This window comes from Bradyrhizobium sp. DOA1 (assembly GCF_001593325.1).
In the GTDB taxonomy this organism is placed as follows: domain Bacteria; phylum Pseudomonadota; class Alphaproteobacteria; order Rhizobiales; family Xanthobacteraceae; genus Bradyrhizobium.
In genome coordinates this window covers 2718643-2744929 of sequence record NZ_JXJM01000001.1, presented here as the reverse complement: position 1 = coordinate 2744929, position 26287 = coordinate 2718643, and the positions used below count along the sequence as shown (strand labels likewise).

Genomic DNA, 26287 nt, shown 5'->3' with positions numbered 1-26287 from the left:
AACAGCCGCTGGTACTGTTTCACCAGCGCGTTCTTCGGCTCGGTGAGGATCTTCTTCAGCGAGGTCTCGTCCAGGTCCTCGAGCGTCGCCACGACGGGCAGACGGCCGACGAATTCCGGAATGAGGCCGTACTTCAGGAGGTCCTCCGGCTCGACGTGACGGAAGATCTCGCCGGTGCGGCGATCTTCCGGCGCGAGCACCTGGGCACCGAAGCCGATCGAGGTCGACCGTCCGCGCGCCGAGATGATCTTCTCGAGGCCGGCGAAGGCGCCGCCGCAGATGAACAGGATGTTGGTGGTATCCACCTGCAGGAACTCCTGCTGCGGATGCTTGCGGCCGCCCTGCGGCGGGACCGAAGCCACCGTGCCTTCCATGATCTTGAGCAGCGCCTGCTGCACGCCCTCACCCGACACGTCGCGCGTGATCGAGGGATTGTCGGACTTGCGGCTGATCTTGTCGATTTCGTCGATGTAGACGATGCCGCGCTGGGCGCGCTCGACATTGTAGTCGGCGGCCTGGAGCAGCTTCAGGATGATGTTCTCGACGTCCTCGCCGACATAGCCGGCTTCCGTCAGCGTGGTCGCGTCCGCCATGGTGAACGGCACGTCGAGGATGCGGGCGAGCGTCTGCGCGAGCAGCGTCTTGCCCGACCCGGTCGGACCGATCAGCAGGATGTTCGACTTCGCGAGCTCGACGTCGTTGTGCTTGGTCTGGTGGTTGAGGCGCTTGTAGTGGTTGTGCACCGCGACCGAGAGGACTTTCTTCGCATGGCTCTGACCGATCACGTAATCGTCCAGCACCTTGCAGATTTCCTTCGGCGTCGGAATGCCGTCGCGCGACTTGACCAGCGAGGATTTGTTCTCCTCGCGGATGATGTCCATGCAGAGCTCGACGCACTCGTCGCAAATGAAGACCGTGGGACCCGCGATCAGTTTGCGGACTTCGTGCTGGCTCTTGCCGCAGAACGAGCAATATAGCGTGTTCTTGGAGTCGCTCGTGCCGACCTTACTCATTCATGTCTCCGTCCGCGGTTCGATCCCGTTCCGCTCGATCGCTCCATTCCGACACGACGGCCGGCCTGAAGCTTAAGTAGAGCAAATTCCGTACCAAAAAAGACCCTACGCTTTACACACCGTGCGAATCACGGTCACTCGATTCTCCCGCGATCATAGCCGATCAATCGTAGCCAACCATGCTGTCACCCGACTATCAAGAATTCGCTAATCGGGGGTCGCTGGCTACCCGTGACAATACCGTGATTTCCGGCCTTGGCACGGACGAAGTGATCGAAATCACCCCGGCGTTGCTGGATTGCCACGAAAAACAAGCACGAAAGAGGAACTTTCTGCCTGTCGCAGGGCGCAAAACCACGTTTTGCGATGCGCGCACGCGCACCTAACGTGAACAGCGCCTTGATGGGTGTGCGGCGATCCCCAGAAGTTGCCGAAGGATCGCCGTCACGACCGGTAGTGTTACGGGGCCTTCGCCGTCGCCGGTTCCTCGGCGCGCTTGTCGATGACCTTGTCGACCAGACCGAACTCCTTGGCGTCGTTCGCGGTCAGGAACTTGTCGCGCTCCAGCGCGTCCTCGATCGTCTTGTAGGTCTGGCCGGTGTGCTTCACGTAGATTTCGTTGAGCCGCTTCTTCAAGTTCAGGATTTCCTGGGCGTGCAGCATGATGTCGGTGGCCTGGCCCTGGAAGCCGCCGGAGGGCTGGTGAACCATGATGCGCGCGTTCGGCAGCGAGAAGCGCATGTCCTTCTCGCCGGCCGCGAGCAGCAGCGAGCCCATCGAGGCAGCCTGACCCGTGCACAGCGTCGACACCGGCGGCCGGATGAACTGCATGGTGTCGTAGATCGCAAGACCCGACGTCACCACGCCGCCCGGCGAGTTGATGTACATCGAGATTTCCTTCTTCGGATTCTCCGCCTCGAGGAACAAGAGCTGCGCGACGACGAGCGTCGACATGCCGTCCTCGACTGGGCCGGTCAGGAAGATGATGCGCTCCTTCAGGAGACGCGAGAAAATGTCGTAGGCGCGCTCGCCACGGTTGGTCTGCTCGACCACCATGGGCACGAGGTTCATGTAGGTTTCAACCGGATCGCGCATGAGTCACCTAGGGTTTTCGGAGACGGACATCGCCGGGCAGGCTCGCCAGTTTGGCTGGATTTGCCGGAGGGCGGATGGACGTCCTGTGATGCAGGAACTTGGTAGAGCTAGAAGGCGTACCGACAGATATAGCCCAATTCGCGCCTGACAAGTGCGGAGCGCATTAAGGCTTAATCCGATCGGCAGTTGAAGCTGATTCGTGCAAAGAGGCCCAGCCGACCATCTGGCTAGCTGGGCCTCTTCGCTGATCATCCTTAATGGGAGACTATCTTAAAGCCCTCAGGCAGCGGTCTTTTCCGCCTCGTCGTCCTTGTAGAGGTCCTCGCGCGAAACCTTCATCTCGGTCACGTTGGCAAGCTCAAGGATGAAGTCGACGACCTTGTCCTCATAGATTGGTGCACGAAGCTGGGCCAGCGCCTGGGCGTTGTTGCGGTAATAGTCCCAGACTTCCTTCTCGCGGCCGGGCATCTGGCGCGCGCGCTCGATCACGGCACGGCCGACCTCGTCGTCGGTCACGCTGATCTTGTTCTTCTCGCCGATCTCGGAGAGGACGAGGCCGAGCCGCACGCGGCGGTCGGCGATCTTGCGATACTCTTCCTTGGCCTTGTCCTCGGTGGTGTCCTCGTCGGCGAAGGTCTTGCCGGCGGAGGCCATCTCGGCCTTCACCGAGTTCCACATCAGATTGAACTCCTCGTCGACGAGCGAGGGCGGCGCCTCGAAGCGATGCGCCTCGTCGAGACGGTCGAGCAGCGCCCGCTTGACGCGCTGGCGCGTCGCGGTCGCGAATTCGGCAGTCAGCCGCTCGCGTGCGGCTTCCTTCAGCTTGTCGAGCGATTCGAGGCCGAGCGTCTTTGCGAACTCGTCGTCGATCGCGAGATCCTGCGGTGCCTCGATCAGCGTCGCGGTCGTCTCGAACTCGGCGGGCTGGCCGGCGAGCTTGTCGTTCATGTAGTTCTGCGGGAACGACACTTTCAGCGTGCGCGTCTCATTGGCGCCGATGCCGATGAGCTGCTCCTCGAAGCCGGGGATGAAGGTGTTGGAGCCGATGACGACCTGGATGCCTTCGCCGGTGCCGCCCTCGAACAGTTCGCCGTTGATGCTGCCCTTGAAATTGATGGTGACGCGATCACCCGAACCCGCCTTGGCGCCCTCGCCCTTGTCGGCAAAGCTGCGGTTGGAATCGGCGATGCGCTTGATCGCTTCGTCCACATCGGCATCGGTGACCTCGGCAACGGGCTTCTCGACCTGGAAGGTCTTGAAGTCGGCGAGCGCAATCGAAGGCACCACTTCGATCGCGACCGTGTAGGTCAGATCGGTCTTGCCGCTCAGCAGCTCCTCGACCTCGGCCTGCTCGCTCGGCATGGTGATCTTCGGCTCGGTCGCAAGGCGAAAGCCGCGCTCGGAGAACAGCTGGGTGTTGGTGTCGCGGATGGTCTGGTCGATGGTCTCGGCCATCACCGAACGGCCATAGACCTTCTTCAAATGCGCGACCGGCACCTTGCCGGGGCGAAAGCCGTTGATGCGGACCTTGTCCTTGAGGTCGACGAGCTTGGCGCCGGCCTTGGCGTCGAGATCCGACGCCGGGACGCTGATCTTGAACTCGTGCTTCAAACCTTCCGAGAGGGTCTCTGTGACCTGCATGGCGTCCAATCTTCTTTTCGTTCGGTCCCGGCGCGCATGCGTCGGGACGCTGTCATTAATCGATCCAGCGCGAGGCGGACGCCTCAACGCCGGTGGTTCATCGGACCGCTCCAAGCGGCCAAACATCCGCGAGGAAGGTCTCGTAATCCGTGCAAACGCGATAAGCGCTTGGTGCGGGCGGAGGGACTCGAACCCCCACAACTTTCGTCACTGGAACCTAAATCCAGCGCGTCTACCAGTTCCGCCACGCCCGCGTGAATTTGCATCAAGACCGGCCGCGATGCCGCGGGCGGCCGGGCTTATAGCATGCGCCTGACTGTTCGCAGCAAAAAAATGGCCCGATGGAGGCAAGCTTCAAATAGGCACGGTGGCTGGACTTATCCAGCGCGGCGTGGTCCGGATCGCGCCATGACGTTGCGGATTTTCGACCCGAACCGGCGTGAGCTCTTGGCGGGCATTGGCGCCTCGGCCGCCGGCTTGATTGCCGGTGGCGCCGGCCCGCTCGTGACCGCCCAGCTCGCCCTGCAGGCCAGGCCCGCCACGCTGGCTCTGAGGCCGGGTCAGCCGCCTACACCGATTTGGGAGCTGGCCGCCGCAAGCCATTTGGGGAGCGTTCGCCTCAAGCGGGGCGATCGCTGTGAGCTGGTGTTCCGCAACGAGCTACCTGTGCCGCTTTCCCCAGTGTGGTACGGCCTGAACGGCCCGGCCGCGTCCGATCCGCTGCGGGGCCGCGCGCCGACCACCCCGAATACGACCGAAACATCAATTGTTTCAATGTCTAATGCAGGAACTCTGCTGGCCGACTTCCGGCTCTTCGAAGACGGCCTGAAGCAGCCTGCACGCCCGCTGCCGATCATCGCCGAAGAGACGAGCCGCCCAGCCGTCCACCGTGACGAGGTTCTGCTGATCGAGGAATGGCGCCTGCGGCCGGATGGCACCGCCGTGCCGCCGGGCCGGGACGCAAAGGACACGACGGCGCTCTATACGATCAACGGACAGACTTCATTCGAACTCTCAGCGACGGGCCATCAGCGGCTCCGGCTGCGCTTCATCAACGGCTCGCAACGCACTGTCCTGGCAATCAAATTGGAAGGCCACGAGGTCCGCGTCATGGCCCTGGACGGGCAGCCAGCCGAGCCGTTCCCGGCGCGCAACGGCGCCGTGGTGCTGGCCCCCGGCGCGCGGGCCGACGCTTTTGTCGATGCGGCCACAGCGGCGGCAATCCTGCTGCATGACGGCAAGGAGGCGCGCCAGATCGGAAGCCTCACGATCACCGGCCCGGCAGAACGGCGCGCGCCGTTGGCCGCGCCACAGCCGCTCCCATCGAACGGTCTCCCCGAGACGCTCGATCTGAGAGGCGCCCTGCGGTTCGATGTCGCGCTCGGCGCCACTGACGCCGGTTGGATAGGCCCCGCGAATTTTTCGACCGCGTCCGCCCCTGCCTTCCGCGCCAAGGCGGGCCGCACCATCGTGCTGGCCCTGAAGAACCCCGCCCCCGTCACGACCGTGTTCCACCTTCACGGCCACCATTTCCGCCTGCTCGACAAGCTCGACGACGGCTGGAAGCCCTACTGGCTCGACACGCTCGCCGTCGAGCCGGGCCAGACCCAGCGCATCGCCTTCGCGGCAACCTTCCCCGGACGATGGCTCCTCGAATCGGTCGCGTCCGATTGGGCCGCGCCGCGCCTGGTGCGCTGGTACGCGGTGGAGTGAGCTCTCAGTACTCCACCCCAAGCGCGTCATAGATCCGCCGGTGCACGGCCGGCAGCGTCTCGGTGAGGTCCTCCGCGATCAATCCCGGCCCCGCTTCGCTTGCCGCCTCGCCGTGCATCCACACGCCGATGCTGGCGGCCTCGAAGGCCGGCACGCCCTGCGCCAGCAGCCCGGCGATGATGCCGGAGAGCACGTCGCCGGCGCCGGCGGTCGCAAGCCAGGGCGGCGCGTTGGCGGCGATGGTGGCGCGGCCATCGGGGGCGGCGATGGTGGTATCCGGCCCCTTCAGCAGCACGACGGCACCAGAGCGCTCGGCGGCGGCGCGCACGCGCTCGAGCTTCGAGCGGCCCGGATATTTGTTGCTGAGGTCCGAGAACAGGCGCGGAAACTCGCCCTCGTGCGGGGTCAGCACCACCGCATGGTCGTGCGAGGACTTGATCGATTCGAACAGCCGCTCGGGCTTGGCCGCAAAGCTCGTCAGCGCATCCGCATCCAGCACCACGTGCCGCCGCGCGGTCAGCGCGGTATGGACGAAGTCGCAAGTCCGCTCGCCGACCCCCGCGCCGGGACCGATGATGCAAGTGTTGTAGCGCTTGTCACCGAGCAGCTCGCCGAACTCGACCGCAGTGTCGACGGCGCGGACCATCACCGCGGTCAGCGCGCCCGCATTGATTGCGAGTGCATCGCGCGGGCTCGCCAGCGTCACAAGGCCCGCCCCGGCCCGCAGCGCCCCGCGCGCGGCGAGCCGCGCAGCGCCAGTCGCGGCTGCGTCGCCGGAGACGGCCAGCACATGACCGCGCGAAAATTTGTGGCCGTCGATGCGCGGTACCGGAAAGGCGGCGCCCCAGAAGTCCGGATCGTTCTCGAAGAGCTGCGGCGCAATCTCGTCCAGCACGCTGGCGTCGATGCCGATGTCGGCAATGCGCACGCGGCCGCAATGCATGCGGCCGGGCAGCAACAGATGCGCCGGCTTCTTGCGGAAGAAGGTGACGGTCTCGGCGGCGTTCACCGCAACTCCCATGACAGCGGCGCTGGTGCCGTTGATGCCGCTCGGCAGGTCGACGGCCAAAACCGGCGCGCCGTTGGCGTTGATCGCCTCGATCATCGCGCGCGCCTCACCGTCGACGGGACGGCTGAGGCCCGCGCCGAACAGCGCGTCGATGATCAGTGCAGGCCGTCCGATCGCCTGCGGATTGAACGGCAGTACCGGCTGCTTCCAGCCGCGCGCGGCGGAGGCCGCATCGCCTTGAAGCTGGTCGCGCTCGCACATCAGGATCACCGAGACCTCGCGCCCCTGGGCGGCGAGCTCGGCGGCCGCGACGAAACCATCGCCGCCATTGTTGCCGGGGCCCGCCACGATCAGGATCGGCCCCTCCTCCACCAGCACATGGGCGGCCTCGGCGACGGCCTGGCCGGCGCTGAGCATCAGCTTGAAGCCGGGCGTGCCTGCCGCGATACTGAGCTGATCGGCGCGCTGCATTTCAGCGGTGGTCAGAACTTCCATGCCACTTCCCTGGTCCAAACGCCTTTACAACAGGCACGATCCGTGCCGTCCCACCCCCGGGGAAACACGGTTCTGCACACATATTGAACCGTTTGCCTATTTCGTAGTCTTCGGTATTTTGTATCGGTCGGCGCCACCTATCAGAGATGCTCGTTAAAAGGCTGATAACGCTCCAATAATCAGGGCATTTGCAACTTGGCATAGACCCTGCTTTCGAGGAAGCCGCTTCGGTTCGTCGTGCTCACTGGCGTGTATCAGGGTGTGGCCGGCCGCGGCCGGGCTGGTCAGGCATCCCGGTATAGCGAAGACAAGATCGTGCGTTCAAGAAGGCGCATCCTGACGAAGACGTTGCTATTTGATCGAAAGGCCGGGAGGCGCGCAGTGAAAAAAATCGAAGCCATCATCAAGCCATTCAAGCTCGACGAGGTGAAGGAAGCGCTTCAGGAGGTCGGCCTTCAGGGCATCACCGTCACCGAAGCCAAGGGCTTCGGACGGCAGAAGGGTCACGCCGAGCTCTACCGCGGCGCAGAATACATCGTCGACTTCCTGCCCAAGGTGAAGATCGAGATCGTGATCGGCGACGATCTGGTCGAGCGTGCCATCGACGCGATCCGCCGCGCCGCGCAGACCGGACGCATCGGCGACGGCAAGATCTTCGTCTCCAACGTCGAAGAGGCGATCCGCATCCGAACCGGCGAATCCGGGCTGGACGCTATCTGAGCCGGGTGCTATCCCGCATTTTGCGACACTCTGAAAGAAAAAAGGCTGCTTCGGCGGCCTGATTTCGTTTGTGCGGTTGCGCCAACTCGCCGAAAGCGAGAACGAATCTGCTCATCTGGAAACCGACCCGCAGAGCCAAAAGGGGTATGCATGAAGACCGCCAAAGACGTCCTGAAATCGATCAAGGACAACGACGTCAAATACGTCGACCTGCGCTTCACCGATCCGCGCGGCAAGTGGCAGCACGTCACGTTCGACGTCAGCATGATCGATGAGGACATTTTCGCCGAAGGGACGATGTTCGACGGGTCCTCGATCGCCGGCTGGAAGGCGATCAACGAGTCCGACATGTGCCTGATGCCCGATCCGGTGACCGCGACGATCGATCCGTTCTTCGCCGAGACCACGATGGTCATCACCTGCGACGTGCTCGAGCCCACCACCGGCGAGCCCTACAACCGCGACCCCCGCGGCATCGCCAAGAAGGCGGAAGCCATGGTGAAGTCGATGGGCGTGGGCGACAGCGTGTTCGTCGGCCCCGAAGCCGAGTTCTTCGTGTTCGACGACGTGCGCTATTCGGCCGACCCCTACAAGACCGGCTTCCGCCTCGACTCATCGGAGCTGCCGACCAACTCCGACACCGAATATGAAGGCGGCAATCTCGGCCACCGCATTCGCACCAAGGGCGGCTACTTCCCCGTCCCGCCGCAGGACTCGGTGCAGGACATGCGCTCGGAAATGCTCGGCGCCATGGCCAAGATGGGCGTCAAGGTCGAGAAGCATCATCACGAGGTCGCTTCCGCCCAGCACGAGCTCGGCATGAAGTTCGACACGCTGACGTTGATGGCCGACCACATGCAGATCTACAAGTACTGCATCCATCAGGTCGCGCATATTTACGGCAAGACCGCCACCTTCATGCCGAAGCCAATCTATGGCGACAACGGCTCGGGCATGCATGTGCACCAGTCGATCTGGAAGGACGGCAAGCCGGTGTTCGCCGGCAACAAATATGCCGACCTCTCCGAGACCTGCCTCCACTACATCGGCGGCATCATCAAGCATGCCAAGGCGATCAACGCCTTCACCAACCCGTCGACCAACTCCTACAAGCGTCTGGTCCCAGGCTATGAGGCCCCCGTGCTGCTCGCCTATTCCGCGCGCAACCGCTCGGCCTCCTGCCGCATCCCCTACACCGCTTCGCCGAAGGCAAAGCGCGTCGAGGTGCGCTTCCCCGATCCGATGGCCAACCCCTATCTCGGCTTTGCCGCGATGCTGATGGCCGGCCTCGACGGCATCAAGAACAAGATCGATCCGGGTCCGGCGATGGACAAGGACCTCTACGATCTGCCGAAGGAAGAGCTGAAGCAGATCCCGACAGTGTGCGGTTCACTGCGCGAGGCTCTCGAAAACCTCGACAAGGACCGCGGCTTCCTCAAGGCCGGCGGCGTGTTCGACGATGACTTCATCGATGCCTATATCGAGCTGAAGATGACCGAAGTCGCCCGCTTCGAGATGACCCCGCACCCGGTCGAGTTCGAGATGTACTATTCGAACTAAGCGGACCTATCTCTACGACAAGCGAAAGGCGCTCCGGGAGGAGCGCCTTTTCATTTTGGACATCATCACCACGTCGCCGTGAACGCCTTCTGGAGTTCGGCCGGCGCCGTCACGCCGCTCGAAATCAGCAATTGGGTGAGTACGCGCGCCTTCTGCGGATTGAGATCCTCGGACGCGACGAAGCCGTTCTTGTCGTCGTTGACCTCGACGTTCCTGGTGACGAAGCCGGATCGCACCCGCGTCGAGTGAACGACGATGATGCCCTTCTTGGCCGCCGCTTCGAGAGCGTCGAGGGCCGGCTTCGAGGTGTTGCCGTCGCCGACGCCGGCCAGCACGATGCCCTTGGCGCCGTGTGAGATGGCGTCCTCGATCGGGATCGCATCCATGTTGGCGTGCGAGTAGACGATCGCGACGCGCGGCAATTGCTCACCGGCCGGCAGCTTGTAGGTCGCGCGCTTGAAGCCGGCGGCCTGGGTCATGAAGCGAATGCCGCCGGCGGTATCGACATAGCCGATCGGCCCATCATTGGGCGAGCTGAAGGTCTCGATGCTGGTGGTGTTGGTCTTGGTGACCGAGCGCGCGCCCTGGATCTTGTCGTTCATCACGGCCATCACGCCGCGCCCGCGCGAGCGGGGATCGGCCGCCACCTGCACCGCCTCATAGAGATTGCCGGGGCCGTCCGCGCTGACCGCCGTGGCCGGCCGCATCGAGCCGACGATCACCACTGGTCTGTCGCCGCGCACCACATTGTCGAGAAAGAACGCGGTCTCCTCGAGCGTATCGGTGCCATGGGTGATGACGACGCCGCGGCTTCGTTCTTGTCGAAGGCGTCCTGGATGCGGCGAGCCAGCGCGAACCATACCTTGTCGTTCATGTCTGGGAGCCGATCGACGATATCTGCTCGGCGTTCAGTTTCGCGAGCTTGTCGAGACCCGGCACCGACTGCATCAGCTGCTCGCCCGTGATCTGGCCCGATTTGTACGCGCCGGTCGCGCGCGGATCGGCCTGGCCCGCAATGGTGCCTCCCGTCGCCAACACGAGAATGCGGGGCAGATTGGCGGCGGGCTCTGCAGCCTGAACGGCTGCGCCAATGCAGCCAAAGCAGAGCACGACGGCCATCAGGGGAATGGCAAGCCTCGATATTCGGCCAGGCTGGTGAGATGCTGAGGTGACGGCGTCGCTGATCATCGAATGTCCTCCTGCTGTCCCGGGCAGGCCATTCGAGACCGCGCAATGGGGCCGAAGATGGGCGGCCGCACGCAGGACGGGTAGAGTCCCTGCAGAACGTCATCTCGCCAGCCGTACCGAGATGCGCGCTGCTTCGCTCTACCCGCCGGGCGTCGCTAGGACCTTGATGTCACCGCAGGCCTATCGCACGCGGCGGACGGAGCGGACGATGTGAGGCCTTCGAGTCGTCCGGCTTTCGTTCCACATCTGACTCCACTTCGTTCTCAAAGAACAAATCAGAGCCGCAAAAATCGCGATGGAGCAATTCCTACTGATTGGTTTACGACGACCGAGATTTGGGATGATTGGATAGCAGGTCCTCGTAGGGCGGATTAGCCGAAGGCGTAATCCGCCGACTGCTGGCGACGCTTACGCGCGTTCGCCGAAGTCACCGTCCGCGTTGGTATCTCCCGCCCAATCCGCAGGAAACAGTCCGGCCTCGACATCTCGGTGAAACGACGAATGCGGCCAATCCAACACGCAGGTCACATATCCGTGCTTGACTGGGTTGATGTAGCAATACTCGACATGGCGTGCGTAGTCGGTTTCGTCGCGGATGAGGTGCTCCCAGAATCGGTTCTGCCATACGCCACGCTCCCGTCTTGCGATCTGTACTGCATTTAAAGGCTCCGTCTTCGGCAAGGTCTTTGCGAAGCGCGTCTCGATCAATCTCCACCGCATGGAAAAATCTGCATCGCCGCCCGGAAGCGTCCAGACTGCATGAAGATGGTCCGGAAGAACGACAAACGCATCAATCGTGAACGGATAGTCCTGGCGCGTCGCTGCAACGGCCGCGCGGAGCGCGGCGATGTGCTCACGAGCAATCTCTGTTTTCGGTCAAGAAGATTGACCGTGAAGAACCAACAACCACCCGCAACAAATGCACGGCGATAGTTCGGCATCGAAGCTGCCCATCAAGTCAAGATGGCGGATTACGCCTTCGGCTAATCCGCCCTACGCGGTTCAAGCCGAGTTGCGCCCATGTGGCAGCGAAGCCGGGTCCTGCTGCGTGTCCGGCACACGAACGTGCCCTACGCCGCCGCCTTCTGCCGCGCGACCAGCGCCTCGCCGAAGGCCTCGAACAGCTTGCGGTTGATGGGATTGTGCTGCGGGTCGTACTCCGCGTGCCATTGCACGCCGAGCGCGAAGGTCGGAGCTTCCGCGATGCGGATCGCTTCGATGGTGCCGTCCTCGGCGATGCCTTCGATCAGCACGCGCTTGCCGGGCTCCAGGATGCCCTGGCCATGCAGCGAATTGACCCGGATCCTCTGGCAGCCGAGCAGTTGCGCGAACGCGCCGCCCGGCGTCAGGTCGACATCGTGGCGGTCGGCGAACACCACAGTCGGATCGGGATGGATCTCGCCGTTCTCCAGTCGGGGCATGCGATGGTTGATGCGGCCGGGGATTTCGCGGATCTCGGGATGCAGCGAGCCGCCGAAGGCGACGTTCATCTCCTGAAGGCCGCGGCAGATGCCGAACAGCGGGATGCCGCGGGCGACGCAGGCCATCGAGAGCGCCAGCGCGACCTCGTCGCGGTGGATATCGTAGGGCTCGTGCTTCTCGCAAGGATCGACGTTGAAACGGGTCGGATGCACGTTCGCGCGGGCACCAGTGAGGATAATGCCGTCGACGGTATCGAGCAGCGCTCCGATATCGGTGATGTCAGGGGAGCCCGCAAACATCACCGGCAAGCCGCCGGACACCTCGGCCACGGCGCGCAGGTTTCGCTCGCCGACCATCTGGACCTGAAATCGATTTTCGACGCGATGGGCATTCCCGATCACGCCGACGACCGGCTTTCTCATCTGTCGTTCCGCGCCTCCTGCGGTGAGAAGATTCTCCAAACATGCCCCTGGGATGGAACAAATTCAACAGAAGCAAGCGCGGGACGGCAATGCTATTTTCGCGCAAATGCCTCCCGGGCCTCCACCCCGCCTTCGAGGGGCAGGCCGGCGGCTTTCAGCGCGGTTGCCGCTGCCTCGCCCGGCACGGCCAGCCAGGGCAATCTCGCTTCGATCCCACGCGTGACCGGCTCACCGAGCGCGCCGCCGAAATCGATCGGCCAGAACCCGTTGGGCACCGCCTCGGCGGTGAGGCCGCGGATCGCGTAGCCGTCGCCCAGGATCGCCCCTGCATGGTCGGCCGCGACAAGGCGCGCGCTGTTGGGGTCCTTGAGATCGCCAAAGCTGACGAGCACCGGGATGAGCTCGCCCTGCACCGGGACAATGCCCGCCTGCCGGCTCATGTCCTTGAACGACACGCGGCTGCCGCGGGCGGCGCCATAGGCGCGCAGCGCGACATAGTTGATGTCGTCGAGGTCGAGCTTGGCGCCCTGCTGGTGCGCCAGCAATGCGACGAGGTTCTTGCCTTTGTCTCGGGCTTGGCCGAGGTCGACGAACACAGCCTCCCCGCGCATCGTGATGCGGCCGCTGCGGTTGTAGTTGCGATCGGGCACGACGGCGAGGATGCCCGACCCAGTCTTGATCCCGTCGGGCGTCGTCACCTCGACCGTCAGGCGGTATTTGTGGTCCGGCCGGTTGATCCGGATCTGGTCGCCGCCGACGAGCAAGGCCAGAAGCCCGAGTAGACCGGCCCATTTGCTGATGAAACTCAATTGCCCCCCACTTTCTTCTTTCGCACCGCTCTGCACCGTTCGCGCGGCAGCGTCAAACCGGCGCGTTGCCGCTCTTGATCGGAAGCGCGTTTGTCGAAAGAGTGCCCGGATTGCAGCTACCAAAGACAGGATACGATGTGACCTTTCCCGCAGATGAACGGCCCCGTTCCCGTGCCGACCTCGCTCGCGATCAGGCCTGGGCGATCTCGGTCGGAGGCATCGGTATCGTGCTGTTCACGGCCATGCTGCTGTTCAGCTGGTATTTTGCTCCCACCCTGCTGCTGATCTTCACCGGCATGCTGCTCGGTGTCGGCCTCAACGCGCTGACGGGCGCGCTGGGCCGCCGCGTGGCCCTGCCGCATCCGGTCCGCCTCGCGATCGTCTGCACCGCCCTTGCCCTGATGCTTGCCGGCGTCGGCTATCTCGGCGGCGCCACCATCGCCGAGCAGGCTTCGCTGCTGAGCAAGACCATCAAATCGCAGATCACCAATGTCCGCGGCTTCCTCGAGAACCACGGCATCGACACCAGCTTCTTCGATCTCGGCAATGCCGCGCCTGAATCATCCATCGATACGCCGGCAGCCCCGACGCCCGCACCAGCGGCGTCCTCGCGCGGCGCGCTGCCTAGCGCAGGCGCCCTCGCCTCCAGCGGCGGTGCGATCGTGAGCCAGACTTTCAAGCTGCTGCTCGGCACCATCCATGGTGTCGGAAACATCTTCATCGTGCTGTTCCTGGGGCTCGCCTTCGCCGCCCAGCCCAGCGTCTATCATGACGGCCTGTTGTTCCTGGCGCCGGCCAGACATCGCACCCGCGTCAGGCTCATCATCGATCGTATCAGCGAGACGCTGGAGCGTTGGTTGATCGCACAGATCACGGTCATGCTGGCGGTCGGCGCCGTGACCTGGATCGGCCTCGCCGTCATCGGCATCCCCGGCGCGTTCATCCTGGGGATCCAGGCCGGCCTGCTCGCCTTCATCCCGACCGTCGGCGCCATCATCGCCGGCGTCATCGTGGTGCTTGCGAGCCTTGCTTCGGGCTGGATCGCGGCGCTGTCGGCGTTTCTCCTCTTCATGGGCGTCCACGCCATGGAGAGCTACGTGCTGACACCGATCCTGCAGCGCCAGGCGCTCGACATCCCGCCGGCCACGCTGTTCGCGTTCCAGATCCTGCTCGGCGTCGTGTTCGGCATCTGGGGTCTTGCGCTGGCGCTGCCTCTGGTCGCCATCGCCAAGGTCATCATCGACCACTTCAAGACGTACGAGGCGTCGCCCCTGGCAGAAGCGGCATGAATCAGCTCAGCTCGTCAGCACGGTCTCGGTGTGCTCGACCTCCGGCGGCGCGGCAAAATACTGGCCGACGAGGCCGCGCCATTCGGTGAAGTTCTCGGAACCGCGGAAATCGACGGTGTGGTTTTCCAGCGTCGCCCACTTCACCATCAGCCGGTAGCGCTGCGGCTTCTCGATCGATTTGTGCAGCTCGAAGCCGTGAAAACCCTTGGCTCGGCCGAAGGCGGCCTTGGCCTTGGCGACGGCGGCCTCAAAGTCCTTCTCGCTGCCCGGCTTGACGTCGATTTGCGCGATCTCGGTGATCATCGGTTTCCACCCATTCTTGTTCGATGGGCGTATCTACCGCAGCCGGCGCAAAAGAAGAAGGCGCCGAAACGGCACCCTGCCCGGCCGAAAAACGCAGATCACTCAGGCGAGCAGCAGAACGGTGCCCGCCACGATCAACGCACAGCCGACGAACATCACGAACGGCCAATAGCTGCGGCCCTGCGTGTAATGTCCTTGGGCGCGACGCTCCGTGATCAGCGCCGTCTCGTATTCGTCCGCGGTCGAGAACAAGCAGGCGAAACCGCCGCGTGCCGAGCTAGCTGCGGCTTCGAGTGACATCAGGGCGGCTTGCGGGTCGTGTCGAGGGATCGATTCCATGACCATGAAGGTAGGGATCGAATGGTAAACAGAAGATTACCGCAATGCCGCCTCGCCTCATGCCGTCGCGGGACGCACCTGCGGCGCACCGGGCCGCGCGGCAGTTTGGCGGCGCCAGTTCTCCAGCGACAGCGGCAGCTCTTCGGCCGCCTCGACGCGGTTACGGCCGCCGCGCTTGGCCTGGTAGAGCGCGGTGTCGGCGGACGCCAACAGCACCTCGAGCTCGGTGCCGGCCGGACCGCCGGCGACGCCGATGCTGACGGTGGTGTCGACCGGGCCCTCATCGACCACGACACCAGACGTCTCGAACGCCTCGCGCACGCGCTCGGCGACCAGCACGCCTTCCTCCAGCGAACACGGCAGGAGCGCGGCGAATTCCTCGCCGCCGATGCGGCCCGACAGGTCAGTGATGCGGAGGTTGTTGACGACGACCGTGGAGAACAGCTTCAGCATCTCGTCGCCGGCGGGATGACCGAACCGGTCGTTGATCGACTTGAAGTGGTCGATGTCGAAGATCATGACGGTGACGGGACGCCCGGCCTTTGCCTCGCGCTCGATCACGCGCGAGCAGGCTTCGGAGAAACCTCGGCGGTTGAGCATGCCGGTCAGCGGGTCGGTCGATGCGGCTGTGCGGTGCGCGGTCACCGTGCGCTCGGACACCAGCATGAAGATCACGAACACGGTGCCGACGGCATAGAGGATGAGCTCGACCGCGAACACCGTGACCCAGATGCTCGACGAGAAGCCGGCATCGTGCGGGCGCAGGAAGCTACCGATCACAATCGGTAGCATCAGCACGCAGCCGTGCATCACCGGCATCACCAGGGCCGGCCAGCGTCGCTGCACGCTTTTGCGCCGCTCGGTCCAGAGCTCGCTGGCGGTCAGGGCCGCATAGACCGAGACGATGCCGGCGCCGACGATCATGCGCAGCATGGATGCTGCGGGGTCGAGCAGCGTGACGGCGGCGACCCAGGCGATCGCACCGAGGACGAGGCCGGGCCAGTTCGGCTTGCGGCCGTGGAAGACGCGCGCCGCGTTCCACACCATGCCGCAAGCGACGAAGCCGACGGCATTTAACGCCAGATAGAGATGCGGTCCGAGCTTGTCGCCGGCCGCGGTCCATAGCGCGACGGAGGCGGCACCCAGGAGATAGGCAGTGCCCCACCATTTCAGCGCAGGACTGTTCTCCTGCCGGCCGAAGAACACCATCATGGCGCCGAGCAGTGCGGCAACCATGGTGGCGACCAAATAGAGCGTGATGCTATCGAGCGACATCATGTCGGCCCCCTCTAAAACATAGCAGTTACGCGATCGGCCCAGCCGACTTGCGCGCCCTTCCGAATGCGACGCTATGTCCCGCGGGTTCCATTCAGGTTTTCGCGCGGCCCCAAGTTTTCCTGAAACACGCCATCAATTTGCATACAAACGAACAACAAAAAGGGCGCTGAAAACAGCGCCCTTTTGCATCTCATTGAAGCCGCTTTCGCGGCGAATGCGACGAAAGCGATTAACGCTTCGAGAACTGGAAGGACCGGCGGGCCTTGGCCTTGCCGTACTTCTTGCGCTCGACCACGCGCGAGTCGCGGGTGAGGAAGCCGCCCTTCTTGAGCACGCTGCGCAGCTCCGGCTCGAAATAGGTGAGCGCCTTGGAGATGCCGTGACGGACCGCGCCGGCCTGGCCGGACAGGCCACCGCCGGCGACGGTGCAGATCACGTCGTACTGGCCGGAACGTGCGGCCACCGAAAACGGCTGCTCGATCATCATGCGCAGCACGGGACGAGCGAAATAGACCTCGACCTCGCGCGAGTTGACGGTGACCTTGCCGGCACCCGGCTTGATCCACACGCGGGCAACAGCGTCCTTGCGCTTGCCGGTGGCATAGGCGCGGTTGAACTTGTCGACCTTCTTTTCGTGCTTGGGCGCGTCGGGCGCGGCCGCCGTCTTGAGCTGCGAGAGCTGGTCGAGCGACTGGATGGATTCGGCCATGTTATGCGGCCCTCGTGTTCTTGCGGTTCAACTTGGCGATGTCGATCTTCTCGGGCGTCTGAGCCTCGTGCGGGTGATCGGCGCCGCCATAGACACGGAGGTTGCCCATCTGCACGCGACCGAGCGGACCGCGCGGGATCATGCGCTCGACGGCCTTCTCGAGCACGCGCTCGGGATGCTTGCCCTCGAGGATCTGGCGCGCGGTGCGCTCCTTGACGTGGCCGACATAGCCGGTGTGCTTGTAATAGGTCTTCTGCTCGCGCTTGCGACCGGTGAGGACCGCATGCTGCGCGTTGATGATGATGACGTTGTCGCCGCAATCGACGTGCGGGGTGTAGGTCGGGAGGTGCTTGCCGCGGAGCCGCATGGCGACGATGGTGGCGAGACGGCCGACGACCAGACCCTTGGCGTCGATCAGCACCCACTTCTTCGTCACCTCGGCCGGCTTTGCCGAAAAGGTTTTCATGTCAGAATTTCCGTGAGGGAGACATCGGCGCGAACACCGCACCGGACTGCGCGGGTTCTAGAGAAGAGAGGCGCAACGGTCAATGCCCAAAGGGGTAAATTACAGAAGCAATATCAATGGCTTAAAATTATGGTATCAAGATACCCGCAAAAACATCAAATATTTGGAATGGAATAGGTCGAGGTGACATGCGCGATCGGATCGGGCGAAGAGCCTGACAACAGCTTCACCTCCCCGACCGCCAGGCGCTTGCCGAGCTTGAGCAGCCGGGCCTCCGCCAGCACATCCTGCCCGGGCTGGCCTTTGCGCAGGAAATTGATGTTCAGATTGGTGGTGACCGCGAGCCCGATCGGCCCGATGGCCGACAACAGGACCACGTACATCGCGAAATCGGCCAGTGCCATCAGCGTCGGGCCGGACACGGTTCCGCCCGGTCGCAGCATTCTTTCGCTATAACGCTGTCGCAAGAGGCAGGTCTGGCCGTCGGCGCTTTCGATCGTGATGTCATCGCCACTGAAGGCCTGGGGAAACTCGTGGCGCAGAAACTGTTCGAGCTCCGCCACGCTCATTTTCGCTGACGCCATGCTACTCCTCACCCTCGCTTCACGGTCCCTGTTACATTAAGTTATCTGCGTCATCCAAATGCAATAATCCAAACGGAAACGCTTCGATGTCCGCCCAGGCCGCCCGTGCCCCCTCCCCGCAACCGCCGATCCTGCTGCGCGAGACAATAGGCTCGATCGCGGTGCTGACCCTCAACCGCCCGGCCGCGCGCAACAGCCTCTCGGAAGCCATGATCGCGAGCCTGCATGCCGAGCTTGACGCGATCAGGAACGACAAGGCGGTCCGCGGCGTCGTGATCGGCGCCAACGGTCCCGCCTTCTCGGCGGGCCACGACATGAAGGAACTGACCGCGCGCCGCGCCGACCCCGATCGCGGCCGCGCGTTCTTCGCCGAGATGATGAACGCCTGCAGCGCGATGATGCAGGCGATCGTGCACCTGCCGAAACCCGTGGTCGCCTCCGTCCAGGGCATCGCGACCGCGGCCGGCTGTCAGCTCGTGGCCAGCTGCGATCTCGCCATCGCCTCGGAGGCGGCGAGCTTTGCCACGCCCGGCGTCGACATCGGCCTGTTCTGCTCGACCCCGATGGTGGCGCTGTCGCGCAACGTGCCGCGCAAGCAGGCGATGGAGATGCTGCTGACGGGCGAGCCGATCCCTGCGGAGCGCGCCCGCGAGATCGGGCTCGTCAATCGCGTTGTCGCCGCCGGGACCGAGCGCGAGGCCGCGATCGCGCTGGCGGAAAAAGTCGCGTTGAAATCCGCCTACACGGTCAAGCTCGGCAAGGAAGCGTTCTACCGCCAGGCCGAGATGAGCCTTGCGGAGGCCTACCGCTATGCGGCAGAGGTGATGACCGAGAACATGATGGCGCGCGACGCCGAGGAAGGCATCGGCGCGTTCATCGAGAAGCGCACGCCGACATGGCGCGACGAGTAGAATCGTGATTGCGAGCCAACGGGTCCGCGCGAAGCGCGGCCCGATGACAAGCTCCGCGAAGCAATCCAGAAATCCCTCCGCGAAAGCAGACTGGATTGCTTCGTCGCTTCGCTCCTCGCAATGACAGCAAGAAGATGAGCCAATGAACCACGACTCCTATCCCGACAATTACATCCGCGGCATCCTCAACAGCGTGAAGTCGATCGCGATGGTCGGCGCCTCGCCGGTCAACGTGCGGCCGAGCTATTTTGCGTTCAAATATCTCGCGCAGCGCGGTTACGACATGATCCCGATCAATCCCGGCCATGTCGGCAAGGAGCTGCTCGGAAAGCCCTTCGTCGCCTCGCTGTCCGACATCGGCCGCCCCATCGACATGATCGACATCTTCCGCAACTCCAGCCACATCATGCCGGTGGTCGAGGAAGCGCTCACGCTCGACCCGCTGCCGAAGGTGATCTGGATGCAACTTGGCGCACGCGACGACGCGGCGGCCGCGAAGGCGGAATCGGTCGGTATCAAGGTGGTGATGAACCGCTGCCCCAAGATCGAATACGGCCGCTTGTCGTCCGAGATCTCCTGGATGGGCGTGAATTCGCGCACGCTCAGCTCCAAGCGGGCACCGGCGCCGACACAAGGCATGCGTCTCTCCCTCAATCGGATGAGTGTCGGCGGCGGCAACACCGCGGCTTCCGATCGCGCCGCCAAAAACAAGACCGAGCAAAGCTGACGCGGCCCCGCGAAGCATTCTTTTCGCGAACGCGACAATGCGTAGCACGATCGTTTCGATGTGAAGCGGCGGCTTGACGGCGGACGCCGCGCCGATCAGCATGCCGCGCGATTTCAGACCACAAGAACAGGACGCCTCAATGAGCGATCGCCTTCCGGGATTTTCAACGCTTGCCGTGCATGCCGGTGCACAGCCCGACCCCACGACCGGCGCGCGCGCAACTCCGATCTATCAAACGACGTCTTTCGTCTTCAACGACGCCGACCACGCCGCCTCGTTGTTCGGCCTGCAGGCGTTCGGCAACATCTACACCCGCATCGGCAATCCCACCAACGCGGTGCTGGAGGAGCGCGTCGCCGCGCTCGAAGGCGGCACGGCGGCGCTTGCGGTGGCCTCGGGCCACGCCGCGCAGGTCGTGATCCTGCAGCAACTGCTCCAACCCGGCGACGAGTTCATTGCCGCGCGAAAGCTCTATGGCGGCTCGATCAACCAGTTCACGCATGCGTTCAAGAGCTTTGGCTGGAACGTGGTGTGGGCCGATCCCGACGACATCGCGAGCTTCGAGCGCGCGGTGACGCCGCGCACCAAGGCGATCTTCATCGAATCCATCGCCAATCCCGCCGGCAGCATCACCGACATCGAGGCGATCTCGACGGTGGCGCGCAAGGCAGGCGTGCCGCTGATCGTCGACAACACGCTGGCCTCGCCCTATCTGATCCGCCCGATCGATCACGGCGCCGACATCGTCGTGCACTCGCTGACGAAGTTCCTCGGCGGTCACGGCAATTCGCTCGGCGGCATCATCGTCGATGCCGGGACGTTTGACTGGTCCACCGGCGGAAAATATCCGATGCTCTCGGAGCCGCGGCCCGAATATCACGGCATCCGTCTCCAGGAGACCTTCGGCAATTTTGCCTTCGCGATCGCCTGCCGTGTGCTCGGCTTGCGCGACCTCGGGCCGGCGCTGTCGCCGTTCAACGCCTTCATGATCCTGACCGGCATCGAGACGCTGCCGCTGCGCATGCAGAAGCACTGCGACAACGCCAAGGCGGTCGCCGAATTCCTCGCCGGACACCCGGCGGTGGCCTCGGTGAGCTATGCGGGCCTTGCGAGCGACAAGTACAACCAGCTCGCGCGCAAATACGCGCCGAAGGGCGCGGGCGCCGTGTTCACCTTCAGCCTGAAGGGCGGCTACGACGCCGGCGTCAATCTGGTGTCGAAACTGCAGCTGTTCTCGCATCTGGCCAATGTCGGCGACACCCGGTCGCTTGTGATCCATCCGGCCTCCACCACGCACAGCCAGCTCGACGACGCCGCCAAGGTCAAATCCGGCGCCGGCCCCGACGTGGTGCGGCTCTCGGTCGGCATCGAGGACAAGGAAGACCTGATCGCAGATCTGGAGCAGGCGCTGGGGGCTTAATGTCGTTCCGGGGCGCGACAGCGAACCCGGAACCTCGAGATTCTCGAGTGCGCAATTGCGCACCTGGGCTCGGTGCTTCGCACCGCCCCGGAATGACGGCGGCTTCTTGGCCGCCGTCAGTTAACAGTCATTAACCATATCTGCCGCATACATCGTCGCTGGATCACCCCTTGATTCGGAGCCGACGATGTTGCGCTGGATGATGCCTGCCCTGGCAGTGATGCTGACGGTTTCGTCCGCGCTGGCCGCCGATCTGCCGGCCACGCCGAAGCGGCGTGCCGCTGTTCCGCCGCAGGACGCTCCGAAGGTTTACGTCGAAACCGACCCTGATGCCCTGATCTCGCCGGCCTACGGCATCGGCAGCTACATCCGCAACCTGCCGGGCACGCCGCTATTGCCCGGATCGCACACGCTGCCGGGCTATTACGGCCGCCCGTGGAGCTACGATTACCAGGGCGCGTATTACGGCGGGAAGCAGGTCGACTATTTTTGGCGCCTGCCCTATGCCTGCGGCATCTACGGCTATTGCTGATCAGCCGCGCTGATAGTGATCAGCCGGCCTGACCGAGCGGAACCACGCGCGGCTGCGCTTGCACGGACTGCCGTGAGGCGAGACGCTCCACCTGCATCACGGAAAGCATCAGCACCACGATTGCGACCGCCTGGTGCGCGAGCGCGAGGCCAATTGGAACCTGGTTGAGCAGCGTCAGGATGCCGAGCACCGCCTGCAGGCTCACCGCCCCAAACAGCCAGAGCGCGCCGCTCGCAGCCGCCCCTGCCCGCGCGCGCACCGCGTCGATCGCGTGCAGCGCGGCCAGTGCGAACAGCAGGTAGGCCGTCATGCGGTGCTCGAACTGCACCGTCAGCACGTTGTCGAACATATTGCGCCACCACGGCGTCTCGAACCACAGCCGCTCGGCCGACGGGATGAACGCGCCGTCGATCTGCGGCCAGGTGTTGTAGGCGCGCCCGGCGCGCAGGCCCGCGACCAGCGCGCCGAAATAGATCTGCACGAACGTCGCGACGAGAAGCAGCACACTCGTGAACCGCAGCCGCGCCGGTGCTGCGATCTGCGGCCGCTCCTTGAGCCGCCGCACCGTCCAGACGATGCCGGCGAAGATCAGAAGCGCGAGCATCAGATGCGTCGCCAGTCGATATTGCGACACCTCGGTGCGCCCGGACAGGCCGGAAGCCACCATCCACCAGCCGACCGCGCCTTGCAGGCCGCCGAGCGCGAACAGCAGCCACAGCCGCCGCTTCAATTCACCGGACAGACCGCCGCGCCACAGGAAGAACAGGAACGGCAAGAGATAGGCGACGCCGATGAAACGGCCGAGCAGACGGTGGCTCCATTCCCACCAGAATATCTCCTTGAACTCGGACAGGCTCATGCCTGCATTGAGCTCGCGATATTGCGGGATCTTCTTGTAGGCCTCGAACGCCTCGGTCCACTGCGCCTCGGTGAGCGGCGGCACGCTGCCCGTGACCGGCTTCCATTCGACGATCGAGAGGCCGGATTCCGTGAGCCGCGTCGCACCGCCGACCAGCACCATCAACGCGATCAGCGCCGCGACGGCAATCAGCCACGCGCGCACGGCGCGATGTGGTTCGGATGAGGCGGACATCGTCGTCATCGGGGGCAAAAACCAGGCCTTAAACCAGGGAGACTTGAACCAGGGAGGCTTGAACCGGACTGCGCGCCCCTTATAGTCCCCCGCTTCCGCAGCGCAAGTTACGCGAAAGCCACGATATTCCGCCATGACGATCCGCACCCGCAAGTTCCTTGGCGCCATCCTGCTCCTGGTCCTGGCCACGGTCTGGTCCCTGCTCGGCATGGCGGCGGCGCAGATGCCGTGGATCGCCGAGTCCGGCTGGCGGCAGGCGATCTATTACGTGGTGGTGGGCCTGGGCTGGGTGCTGCCGGCGATGCCGATCGTGAGCTGGATGCAGCGAGCGGACCGCGTCAAGTCTGGCTCGTAGCGCTGCCGGTCGGCTTCACCGGAGCAAAGGCCACACCCGACACCAGCACGCGCAGCATGCGTAGCGAGCGCACCCTTCCGTCCCAGGAGATCCGCGGCAGCGCGCGCAGATTGGTACGGCCCTCCGCCTCCACGATGCCGGGGATTGCTGAGACCGCGCTGGCAAAGCCCGCCTCCTCGGCCATCACGACATGGCTGCGCCGGAACGAGGCACGGTCGCCGAACGGAAAGGCGAGATGCGTGATCTCGCGATGGAACGCGGATTCCGCAACCACCTTGCCCATCGTCATCTCGCGCAGCGCGCCTGTATCCTTCATATTGGCGAGAACGGGATAATTCACGGTCGCGCTGCCGATCGTCACTAGCGGATCCGCAGCGAGCCTGGCGAGGTCCTCCCAGTTCATCGACGCCTCGCGCGAAAGTGCGGCGAGGTCGATCCGGTAACGCGTGCAGAGATCGGCGATCGCGGCCGACAGCTCCGCCGGCGGCAGCGAGCGCAACCAGCCTTCGAGATGGGAGAACAGCGCCCGCTTCCCCGCAATATCGGTAACCGTGAAACGCTGCTCCTTCTCGCCCATCATCAGGCTGATGCGGCTCTCGAGCGCGATCACCTGTTCGAGCCCGAGCCACCAGGCCTCGCCGACGCCATCGGGAAAGGCGGTGGGCACATAGATCGTGAAGGGCACGCCGTGGCGCGCCAGCACCGGATAGGCGAAGTCGATCAGATCCTTGCTCGCGCCATCAAAGGTCAGCGCCACGAAGCGCCGCTTCTCCGGCAGCGTCACGGCGCGGCGGCAGACGTCGTCCATGCCGAGGAAATCATACCTCCAGCGCCGCAGCGCGCGAATGGCACGGTCGAGGAATTGCGGCGTGATCTCGTGCTCGCGCAGCGGCTGAAACCCGCCACGACGCCGCGGCCGCACGCGCTGAAAGCGCAGGATGGCACCGGCACCGCGGCTGCGCAGCGCCGCCTGGCCGCTGAACCAGGTCAGCTCAAGCCGCAGCCGCTCCAGCCATCTTTCGTCGGATACCAAGGTCCCCGCCCTTCGCGCGCCGGCGCCCGTTCCCTCTCCTGTCGTCATTACCCTTTGTTGACCTTTCTTTGCAAAGGTCGGCCCAAGGCCGAACTCGGTCTATTTTGATTTCTCGACAGGTTTCGCGAATGACCATGGCTGCGGCGATGCAAAGCCGATCGGCAGAAGCGCCAGCGCGGTCGACGGCGAGCCGCATCGCTCAGGTCGATATCGTCACGGATCTCGGCGAGGCCGAGGCGGCCTGGCGCGCCTTCGAGCAGACTGGCCATCTCTTTACGCCCTACCAGTGCTTCGATCTGCTCGCCCCCTGGCAACAGCTGGTCGGTGCCCACGAAGGGGCGCGCCCTTTCATCGTGATCGCCCGCGACGCCGAGCATGGGCCTCTCCTGCTGCTGCCGCTGTCGCTGCGCCAGAGCCATGGCGTGCGCACCGCCAGCTTCATGGGCGGCAAGCACACGACCTTCAACATGGGCCTTTGGAACGCCGAATTCGCAGCGGAGGCGGTTCTCGACGATCTCGACGCACTGCTGATGCCGTTGCGCGCGCATGTCGACGTGCTCTCGCTGACGCAGCAGCCCAGGCGCTGGAGCGGCCAGCAGAACCCGTTTGCGCTGCTGCCGCGGCAGGGCTCGATCAACGGCTGCCCGCTGCTGGAGATGGAGCCGGGCGGCCCGCTGGAATCGCGCATCAGCAATTCCTTCCGCCGCCGCCTCAAGAGCAAGGAGAAGAAGCTCCAGGCCCTGCCCGGCTACCGCTACAATCTCGCGACCTCAGATGCGGACATCGAGCGCCTGCTCGACTGGTTCTTCCGCGTCAAGCCGGCGCGGATGGCGGAGCAGAACCTGCCGAACGTGTTCGCCGAGCCGGGCGTCGAGCAATTCATCCGCAGCGCCTGCCTGTCCCGGCGCGGCGACGGCCGCGCGATCGACATCCACGCGCTCGAATGCGACGAGGACGTGATCGCGATCTTCGCCGGCGTCGCCGACGGCCAGCGCTTCTCGATGATGTTCAACACCTACACGATGTCCGAGCATGCCCGTTACAGCCCGGGCCTGATCCTGATGCGCTACATCATCGACCGCTGCGCCGAGCGCGGCTACCGCTCCCTCGACCTCGGCATCGGCTCGGACGATTACAAGCGGATGTTCTGCAAGGACGACGAGGACATCTTCGACAGCTTCGTGCCCCTGACCTCGCGCGGAAAGCTCGCGGCGATGGCGATGTCATCGCTCAGTCGCGGCAAGCGGATGGTGAAGCAGAACCAGATGCTGTTCGATCTCGCCCGCCGGCTGCGGCAGACGTTCGGGTAAGACCTCTTCGCAATGACCGGGTCGTAGGGTGGGCAAAGCGAAGCGTGCCCACGTCTTCCGTTCCCGCATTGGAGAGGTCGTGGGCACGACGCAAACACGCCTTTGCCCACCCTACGATTCCGAGTGTGCGGAGAGAGCCTACGCCGCCACGACGCGCGGAGCTTCCACCGTCGGCTGCACCGGCTTGTTCAGCATCGTCACCTCGCTGAAGCCGACCGCTCTCAGCTGCTCGCACATCTGTGTGCGCGCATCCGGGGCCATCGTTGCATCCGGCACCACGACGGCGCGGGCATGCGCCGTCAGCAGGTCGGCCGGCAGATCGGAGGCGCTGCCGGCATCGAGCAGCACGTGGTCGTAGGCGCGGAGCAGCGCATCGATCGCGAGCGTCACGCGCGGCGATTGCAACAGGCTGCGGTCGAAGCCCGGACGGCCGGCCATGACAAGATGCAACCGCGACAGCTTGTCCCGGGTAATGACCTGCGCGAACGTCGCCTCGCCCTGCATCAACTCGGCAAGACCCGGCGCGGACGCATCGACGGAGACAGCGGCAATCGTCGGCGACGACGCGGCGAGATCGACCACCACGACACGCGCGTCGCGCGCCAGATGCCTGGCGAGCGTCAGCGTCGACAGCGTGATGGATTCACCGGCCGCCGTGCCGAGCACCGTGACCTTCTTTGCCCCCGCGCCTGCCCGGCGCAAGCTGCCGGCCAACTGCTCGATCTCGGCGAATTCGGAGATGTCGGCTTCTGGCGCTATCTCCGGCTGAAGCGGCCCGGGATTGTCGACCACCGGATCGATTATCGGCGCGGCCACCGGTTCGACCACCGGCTCAACCATCACGTCCCCGC

Annotated in this window: 28 protein-coding genes, 1 tRNA gene and 1 pseudogene; 11 read left to right on the top strand and 19 right to left on the bottom strand. The window is 64.4% G+C overall.

Annotation, left to right across the window (positions count from 1 at the left end; translation table 11 throughout):
- Positions 1 to 1013 (bottom strand): ATP-dependent Clp protease ATP-binding subunit ClpX (gene clpX, locus SE91_RS13045; protein WP_061847868.1); only part of this gene is annotated, 1013 nt, incomplete at its 3' end.
- 179 nt (positions 1014 to 1192) lie between these two features.
- Here clpX and SE91_RS36220 point away from each other — a divergent pair.
- A complete protein-coding gene (locus SE91_RS36220) occupies positions 1193 to 1399 on the top strand; it encodes a hypothetical protein (RefSeq protein WP_156489594.1) in 207 nt (68 codons plus the stop codon).
- Positions 1400 to 1472: 73 nt separating this feature from the next.
- Here the strand turns inward: SE91_RS36220 and SE91_RS13040 are convergent, their stop codons facing one another.
- The 3 genes from SE91_RS13040 to SE91_RS13030 all read right to left on the bottom strand — a co-directional run bounded on the left by SE91_RS13040 (position 1473) and on the right by SE91_RS13030 (position 4003).
- Positions 1473 to 2108, bottom strand: a complete 636-nt coding sequence (locus SE91_RS13040) for an ATP-dependent Clp protease proteolytic subunit (RefSeq protein ID WP_008547852.1) — start codon at positions 2106 to 2108, stop codon at positions 1473 to 1475.
- A 279-nt stretch (positions 2109 to 2387) separates the two neighbouring features.
- Entirely contained in the window at positions 2388 to 3749 is a 1362-nt protein-coding gene (gene tig, locus SE91_RS13035) for a trigger factor (RefSeq protein ID WP_061847867.1), read from the bottom strand.
- A 169-nt stretch (positions 3750 to 3918) separates the two neighbouring features.
- A tRNA-Leu gene (locus tag SE91_RS13030) sits at positions 3919 to 4003 on the bottom strand.
- A 154-nt stretch (positions 4004 to 4157) separates the two neighbouring features.
- On the opposite strand from SE91_RS13030, the gene SE91_RS13025 reads away from it, so the two are divergent.
- Positions 4158 to 5462, top strand: coding sequence for a multicopper oxidase family protein (locus SE91_RS13025; RefSeq protein WP_061847866.1), 1305 nt, complete (start codon positions 4158 to 4160; stop codon positions 5460 to 5462).
- Positions 5463 to 5466: 4 nt separating this feature from the next.
- Here the strand turns inward: SE91_RS13025 and SE91_RS13020 are convergent, their stop codons facing one another.
- A complete protein-coding gene (locus SE91_RS13020) occupies positions 5467 to 6966 on the bottom strand; it encodes a bifunctional ADP-dependent NAD(P)H-hydrate dehydratase/NAD(P)H-hydrate epimerase (RefSeq protein WP_061847865.1) in 1500 nt (499 codons plus the stop codon).
- Positions 6967 to 7347: 381 nt separating this feature from the next.
- On the opposite strand from SE91_RS13020, the gene SE91_RS13015 reads away from it, so the two are divergent.
- Together SE91_RS13015 and glnA are read left to right on the top strand one after the other, a co-directional pair.
- Entirely contained in the window at positions 7348 to 7686 is a 339-nt protein-coding gene (locus SE91_RS13015) for a P-II family nitrogen regulator (protein WP_008547883.1), read from the top strand.
- Positions 7687 to 7836: 150 nt separating this feature from the next.
- Positions 7837 to 9246, top strand: a complete 1410-nt coding sequence (glnA, locus tag SE91_RS13010; RefSeq protein WP_060736229.1) for a type I glutamate--ammonia ligase — start codon at positions 7837 to 7839, stop codon at positions 9244 to 9246.
- A gap of 65 nt (positions 9247 to 9311) precedes the next feature.
- Here the strand turns inward: glnA and SE91_RS38025 are convergent, their stop codons facing one another.
- From SE91_RS38025 to SE91_RS12990, 5 genes and pseudogenes are all read right to left on the bottom strand, one after another.
- Positions 9312 to 10106 (bottom strand): asparaginase, encoded by a 795-nt coding sequence (locus SE91_RS38025; protein WP_283806236.1) that lies wholly within the window; start codon positions 10104 to 10106, stop codon positions 9312 to 9314.
- A gap of 10 nt (positions 10107 to 10116) precedes the next feature.
- A complete protein-coding gene (locus SE91_RS38020; protein ID WP_283806235.1) occupies positions 10117 to 10434 on the bottom strand; it encodes an asparaginase domain-containing protein in 318 nt (105 codons plus the stop codon).
- Positions 10435 to 10842: 408 nt separating this feature from the next.
- Positions 10843 to 11375 (bottom strand): annotated as a pseudogene (locus tag SE91_RS13000) (REP-associated tyrosine transposase).
- 129 nt (positions 11376 to 11504) lie between these two features.
- Positions 11505 to 12278 (bottom strand): gamma-glutamyl-gamma-aminobutyrate hydrolase family protein, encoded by a 774-nt coding sequence (locus SE91_RS12995; RefSeq protein ID WP_008547892.1) that lies wholly within the window; start codon positions 12276 to 12278, stop codon positions 11505 to 11507.
- Positions 12279 to 12370: 92 nt separating this feature from the next.
- The gene (locus tag SE91_RS12990) at positions 12371 to 13087 is read right to left on the bottom strand and encodes a hypothetical protein (protein ID WP_061847864.1); all 717 of its coding nucleotides are present in this window, start codon (positions 13085 to 13087) and stop codon (positions 12371 to 12373) included.
- A 137-nt stretch (positions 13088 to 13224) separates the two neighbouring features.
- On the opposite strand from SE91_RS12990, the gene SE91_RS12985 reads away from it, so the two are divergent.
- On the top strand, positions 13225 to 14376 hold the full coding sequence (locus tag SE91_RS12985; RefSeq protein ID WP_061847863.1) for an AI-2E family transporter: 1152 nt from the start codon (positions 13225 to 13227) through the stop codon (positions 14374 to 14376).
- 6 nt (positions 14377 to 14382) lie between these two features.
- Here the strand turns inward: SE91_RS12985 and SE91_RS12980 are convergent, their stop codons facing one another.
- The 6 genes from SE91_RS12980 to SE91_RS12955 form a co-directional block, all read right to left on the bottom strand.
- A complete protein-coding gene (locus tag SE91_RS12980) occupies positions 14383 to 14679 on the bottom strand; it encodes an antibiotic biosynthesis monooxygenase family protein (RefSeq protein ID WP_008547895.1) in 297 nt (98 codons plus the stop codon).
- 102 nt (positions 14680 to 14781) lie between these two features.
- Entirely contained in the window at positions 14782 to 15018 is a 237-nt protein-coding gene (locus SE91_RS12975; protein ID WP_061851108.1) for a hypothetical protein, read from the bottom strand.
- A 57-nt stretch (positions 15019 to 15075) separates the two neighbouring features.
- Positions 15076 to 16296, bottom strand: coding sequence for a GGDEF domain-containing protein (locus tag SE91_RS12970; RefSeq protein WP_061847862.1), 1221 nt, complete (start codon positions 16294 to 16296; stop codon positions 15076 to 15078).
- A gap of 229 nt (positions 16297 to 16525) precedes the next feature.
- The gene (gene rpsI, locus SE91_RS12965) at positions 16526 to 17005 is read right to left on the bottom strand and encodes a 30S ribosomal protein S9 (RefSeq protein ID WP_008547917.1); all 480 of its coding nucleotides are present in this window, start codon (positions 17003 to 17005) and stop codon (positions 16526 to 16528) included.
- A gap of 1 nt (position 17006) precedes the next feature.
- Positions 17007 to 17471, bottom strand: a complete 465-nt coding sequence (gene rplM, locus SE91_RS12960; protein WP_008137961.1) for a 50S ribosomal protein L13 — start codon at positions 17469 to 17471, stop codon at positions 17007 to 17009.
- Between the two features lie 155 nt (positions 17472 to 17626).
- Entirely contained in the window at positions 17627 to 18055 is a 429-nt protein-coding gene (locus SE91_RS12955; RefSeq protein ID WP_008547928.1) for a PaaI family thioesterase, read from the bottom strand.
- Between the two features lie 86 nt (positions 18056 to 18141).
- On the opposite strand from SE91_RS12955, the gene SE91_RS12950 reads away from it, so the two are divergent.
- From SE91_RS12950 to SE91_RS12935, 4 genes are all read left to right on the top strand, one after another.
- On the top strand, positions 18142 to 18966 hold the full coding sequence (locus SE91_RS12950) for an enoyl-CoA hydratase (protein ID WP_061847861.1): 825 nt from the start codon (positions 18142 to 18144) through the stop codon (positions 18964 to 18966).
- A gap of 142 nt (positions 18967 to 19108) precedes the next feature.
- Entirely contained in the window at positions 19109 to 19693 is a 585-nt protein-coding gene (locus SE91_RS12945; RefSeq protein ID WP_008547939.1) for a CoA-binding protein, read from the top strand.
- 139 nt (positions 19694 to 19832) lie between these two features.
- Complete coding sequence (locus tag SE91_RS12940; protein WP_061847860.1) at positions 19833 to 21113, top strand: O-acetylhomoserine aminocarboxypropyltransferase; 1281 nt, start codon at positions 19833 to 19835, stop codon at positions 21111 to 21113.
- Between the two features lie 187 nt (positions 21114 to 21300).
- Positions 21301 to 21645, top strand: coding sequence for a hypothetical protein (locus tag SE91_RS12935; RefSeq protein WP_061847859.1), 345 nt, complete (start codon positions 21301 to 21303; stop codon positions 21643 to 21645).
- A 19-nt stretch (positions 21646 to 21664) separates the two neighbouring features.
- On the opposite strand, the gene SE91_RS12930 is transcribed toward SE91_RS12935, so the two are convergent.
- Complete coding sequence (locus SE91_RS12930; protein ID WP_061847858.1) at positions 21665 to 22747, bottom strand: COX15/CtaA family protein; 1083 nt, start codon at positions 22745 to 22747, stop codon at positions 21665 to 21667.
- Between the two features lie 124 nt (positions 22748 to 22871).
- Between SE91_RS12930 and SE91_RS12925 the strand changes: the two genes are divergently transcribed.
- On the top strand, positions 22872 to 23093 hold the full coding sequence (locus SE91_RS12925) for a DUF2842 domain-containing protein (RefSeq protein WP_008547941.1): 222 nt from the start codon (positions 22872 to 22874) through the stop codon (positions 23091 to 23093).
- Here the strand turns inward: SE91_RS12925 and SE91_RS12920 are convergent.
- Positions 23077 to 24126, bottom strand: coding sequence for a polysaccharide deacetylase family protein (locus SE91_RS12920; protein WP_061847857.1), 1050 nt, complete (start codon positions 24124 to 24126; stop codon positions 23077 to 23079). The genes SE91_RS12925 and SE91_RS12920 overlap by 17 nt on opposite strands.
- 128 nt (positions 24127 to 24254) lie before the next feature.
- Here SE91_RS12920 and SE91_RS12915 point away from each other — a divergent pair, with 128 nt between their 5' ends.
- A complete protein-coding gene (locus tag SE91_RS12915; RefSeq protein WP_061847856.1) occupies positions 24255 to 25436 on the top strand; it encodes a GNAT family N-acetyltransferase in 1182 nt (393 codons plus the stop codon).
- A 138-nt stretch (positions 25437 to 25574) separates the two neighbouring features.
- Here the strand turns inward: SE91_RS12915 and SE91_RS12910 are convergent.
- The coding region (locus SE91_RS12910; protein ID WP_502687136.1) for a P-loop NTPase family protein at positions 25575 to 26287 on the bottom strand (713 nt) is incomplete at its 5' end.